The organism is Elusimicrobiota bacterium, assembly GCA_040757695.1.
Classification (GTDB): domain Bacteria; phylum Elusimicrobiota; class UBA8919; order UBA8919; family UBA8919; genus JBFLWK01.
Window position 1 is genome coordinate 1 of record JBFLWK010000138.1, and the last position, 4,072, is coordinate 4,072.

A 4,072-nucleotide genomic window follows, 5' to 3' on the forward strand; every position below is an offset into this window, starting at 1 on the left:
GGGTTGTTAAATCACAAGTTCCTAAGATCTGCATTTGCCCAGTTTGCACCGAAATCGGAAAAGCTAACAAACATATTGATATTTCAGCGTCTTCCTTTAAAATTTGCACCGAAATCGGTGAAGCCCCTTAATAATCACTTGACAGCCGTGAATTTTCAATATTCTGGAAATCTCTTTCAAAATATTTTCATTATCTGTTAAATATTTATCCGCTGTAGTCAGCAAATAATATCTCTGTATTGGATGAGACTTAAACTTTTCATAAGTATCTTTGACTAACTGAGTATTTATTGGAATTCCATGCTTAATTTCTACTACTTCAAAAACTCTACCATCTGCGTCTCTGACTTCAACATCACCCACCATCCCTGAGCTTTTATCAGAAGATGTGTGTTCCTCTAAAGGCATCAATAGTTTTCCATTAAATCATTTTAATTCTTTTATCATACATTGATAAATAGCATAAATAGCCAATGTAGGCAATCTAGAGGCTCCACGAGATGAATACCTAAATTCAAAATGTTGTTTTAAATAATTAATGATTATAGATATTGGAAGATTTGTAGGTTTAGCCAACTCAATTTCTTTCTGTTCACGATATTCAATTAGTTTTGTAAACAAAAATAATAAGTAAATTTCGGAATAAGAACTGTTAAAACTCCTTTTCCCTTTTCGCAGTTATCTATAATAATTTGTAGATTTGATTTTTCAGGTTCATCCAATCTTTGTCTGAGTTCAAGCAAAGTTCCTTCATTAAAGATAGATAATGCCTTTTGATAAATTTCGTGTAGTATTTCTGTGTGTGGTTTATCTTTGTATTTAATTACTTTTGCCATACAAAAAGCTCCAATGGTTTCCCGACTCCAATATTCTTGAGCCTTTCCCTTGCATACCTGCAATACTCATCGTTTATTTCTATCCCGATATATCTTCTATTTAGTTCTTTCGCCGCAACTGCCGTAGTTCCGCTTCCGACAAAGGGATCAAGAACAATATCATTAGGTCTGGAAAGCAGTTTTATTATCTCTTTTATTATAAATAATGGATAAATGGCTGGATGCTTACAACCTTTTATTGTTTCAACTGCACATTCTATTATATCCTTTTTTATTGGCTCTCCTTTAATCTTTATAATTGTAAAGCCTTTTTTCATAAGCTGATATTTTCTTCCACCGTCCTGTCCGCCAAATGATTCAGAATGTATCCCTTTTATCTTCATTCTGAAGCTCTCAAACTTTCCAGTTTTAACTTCTTTTATTACTTCCCATAATTCACAAAATGCCGTTTTCTTTTGTTCCAAACTAAGGTTGGAATTTTCAATAAGTTTAAAGTATTTTTCTCCAATCTTATTACCGTTAGTCCGTTTGTTTTTCCTCCCATTGTTGTTCATATAATCGCCAAAATCATAATAATAGTTATCACTTTTTACGAAATGGAAAAAAGGCTCTGTGCTGCTAACAAGTCTCTTCTGATATTGTCTTGGCGTAGGATTGAGTTTTACCCAGGTAATATTGTTTACGAGCTTTACAGGAAAATTCTTTAGCACCTCTATAGCAAACCGGTAGGGGATCAGTTGTAGACTGCCTCCCAGATATTTATCTCCTAAATTAAATATGATATTTCCATCATCCGTCAAAACCCTAATGCATTCAAAAAAAACTTTAAGTAAATTTTCTATATACTCCTCAACATTCTTTTCATTTCCAATACCTTTCCCGTAGTCCCTTTGCTTGAAATAAGGTGGAGAAGTAATTACTAAATTTATTGCATTGTCAGGAATTGATCTTAATACAGTTAGACTATCTCCCTCTATTATGTTATCCAAGCAATTCTCAAGAGATTTAGTATCTTGAGCAAAATATTGCACTCTAGATTCTGCCACTCTAAATCTATTAACTCTTAGTTTTTTCTCTCGTTTCATTTTTTTCACTTGTACTCAGAATAAAGATTTTGACTCTCAAAACTTCAAAAATTTTACGTAAGTCACCTAATTGGTATCACGCTCCTATTTATAAGGGAAGAAGGGATTAATGAATGTAAATGATTTTGTAAACTGTGCTCTATCTGAGTCGATTAAATATCCAATTTGGATATACTTTGGCGTTCCAATAGGTATTTTCATTCTTAAAACCCATGGCAACTTAACCGAATATTCGTTTTTTCCCCAATAAACGACTTCTTGATAATCACAGATGCTCAATTTCGTGCCCAGACAAACCGCCAGCATCATATTGAGTTACAGGTACACCGTCAAATTTATACTTCCAATCTATAGTATCCATTACGAAGCGTGCTTGAACTTCTTTAGCAATTGTGTCCCCTCTATTTGTAAGCGAAAAATGAATGCTTACGCTATCAGGTGGAACAGTATCAATTTTTGTTACTTCCAATGATAAATCGGGACTCGGAGATTGTTCTTTTCTTAGCCACTCCTGATATTTTCTTGTTTCTCTAAATTGTACAACGGCGGTACGCAGAATAAAATAACCCAACACGAGATTGGCAAAAACAAAGACCAGATTGGCGAATGATAAAAACCCATCTTTTAGTAAAATTCTGAATGATCTTAGCAGTTTATTTGAAAAACGCTTTACCAAACTACGTTTTGAGCGTTTTGACGGTTTGCCTCTATTACCTCCCACTTTTTACCACCCTATATTTAATTCTTCTTTGACTCTGGCTTTCTTCTATCTCTCCCGCTGCGGACATTGGGCATTCCCAACTGGGAAAGTCTGTCAAGTTCTTCCCAGAGTTCAGCAGTCTCTGAGGGGGGTTTCCTCTGACGACGCTCACCGCGTCTTTTTTCCTTTCCGCCAAACTGACGGCGGGCAAGTTTCTTCTTTTTTAGAAGCCGTAACATCTTAAAGCCTCCATACTTTTGTTTTTCGTTGGTCGGTGTAAAAATGGGTTATGGTTACAGTAACAAGGCCCGTTTCGCATGAAAAGGTAACGGTTAAGGGCTACGGTTATGATACCCATTTCGGTCAATAAGTTTATTGGGTTTATTGAGTTCATTGAGTTTCTTGAGTTTTTTAACCCAAGAAACTATGTAAACCCAAAAAACTGTGCAAACTTTCTCAAGATTGACGATACGGGCTTCTTTACCCTAACCCATTGACGATTGGTGATACATAGCAGCATATCACCGTATCAACACCGTTTTTTCGCTTATCTCCTCTTCAGTGATGAGGTGGTCTAAATGAAGGAGATATATTCCCCAATTTCCATCTCGCTTTGAATCAAAGACTATTTATCTTTCCCTGGGAATTTCACTGAAAAATTTCTTCACTGTTGGTATAGGACAATAGATTTTTCATCCTAATTTGTATATTTAATTCTTTTAGGAGTTGCGTGGCTTTTTGTGAATTTTGATTACATTTGATTTTCACTATTTCCATCTTCTGTTTTGCTTCAGTCGCTTTGGCTTGGGCAGCTTTGATGCTGGACGCATATCTTCTCGCTAAAAAACTATTTTTCTTAATCAGTCTCTGTTTTTCAGTGGCCTTGCCTGAATAATAACGATAGTCTGAAAGCCAACGTAAATATTCCTTCTCCGAAGCCAAAAGGTCAAGATTGGCAGATAAACTATTTTTGAGAATTTGTAAGACTTCACCAAAAGAAACTCGGTTTACTTTTATTTTTTCTATTTCTCCCTCCAGACCTCTTTCCCGCAGCATCAGAGCATTGTATTCTTGTTCTATGGTGGCATAAGTAAAAATTTTTATCTTCTTTATTTCTTTTCGCAATTTAGCAATATCTTCGTTGATGAGATAATTACTGCTCAAAAGAGCAACGAACTTCTGCTCTGAAACTTTTTCCGCCTGGCGGCAACAAAGGAGGTAAGGCAAAAGGAGCAGAACAAAAAAACTCTTTTTCATATTATTATTATAGATTATAATAACTAAAAAAGTCAACAAAAAAGTTGCTTTTTGTTTCTGATTTTTGCTATAATAGTTACTGGTGAAAAATTATTTATTCCAACAAAAAATAGTGATTTCCAGTCTGATTATTTCTTGAGTATCCTCGGAAATTATGATATAATTTAAATGTCAAAAAATTTCCGAGGAGGTTA

General features: G+C 34.8%; 6 protein-coding genes. All 6 read right to left on the reverse strand.

The window, feature by feature from the left end:
- Positions 1–96: 96 nt before the first annotated feature.
- A complete protein-coding gene (locus tag AB1349_13150) occupies positions 97–408 on the reverse strand; it encodes a hypothetical protein (protein MEW6558270.1) in 312 nt (103 codons plus the stop codon).
- A gap of 197 nt (positions 409–605) precedes the next feature.
- Positions 606–836 (reverse strand): hypothetical protein, encoded by a 231-nt coding sequence (locus AB1349_13155; protein ID MEW6558271.1) that lies wholly within the window; start codon positions 834–836, stop codon positions 606–608.
- Positions 824–1,921: a site-specific DNA-methyltransferase gene (locus AB1349_13160; GenBank protein MEW6558272.1), complete on the reverse strand. Its 1,098-nt coding sequence runs from the start codon at positions 1,919–1,921 to the stop codon at positions 824–826. Before AB1349_13160 ends, AB1349_13155 begins: the two co-directional genes overlap by 13 nt.
- 265 nt (positions 1,922–2,186) lie before the next feature.
- Entirely contained in the window at positions 2,187–2,642 is a 456-nt protein-coding gene (locus AB1349_13165; GenBank protein ID MEW6558273.1) for a hypothetical protein, read from the reverse strand.
- A gap of 17 nt (positions 2,643–2,659) precedes the next feature.
- Positions 2,660–2,860, reverse strand: a complete 201-nt coding sequence (locus AB1349_13170) for a hypothetical protein (GenBank protein MEW6558274.1) — start codon at positions 2,858–2,860, stop codon at positions 2,660–2,662.
- Positions 2,861–3,269: 409 nt separating this feature from the next.
- Positions 3,270–3,878: a hypothetical protein gene (locus AB1349_13175; GenBank protein MEW6558275.1), complete on the reverse strand. Its 609-nt coding sequence runs from the start codon at positions 3,876–3,878 to the stop codon at positions 3,270–3,272.
- Positions 3,879–4,072: the final 194 nt, after the last annotated feature.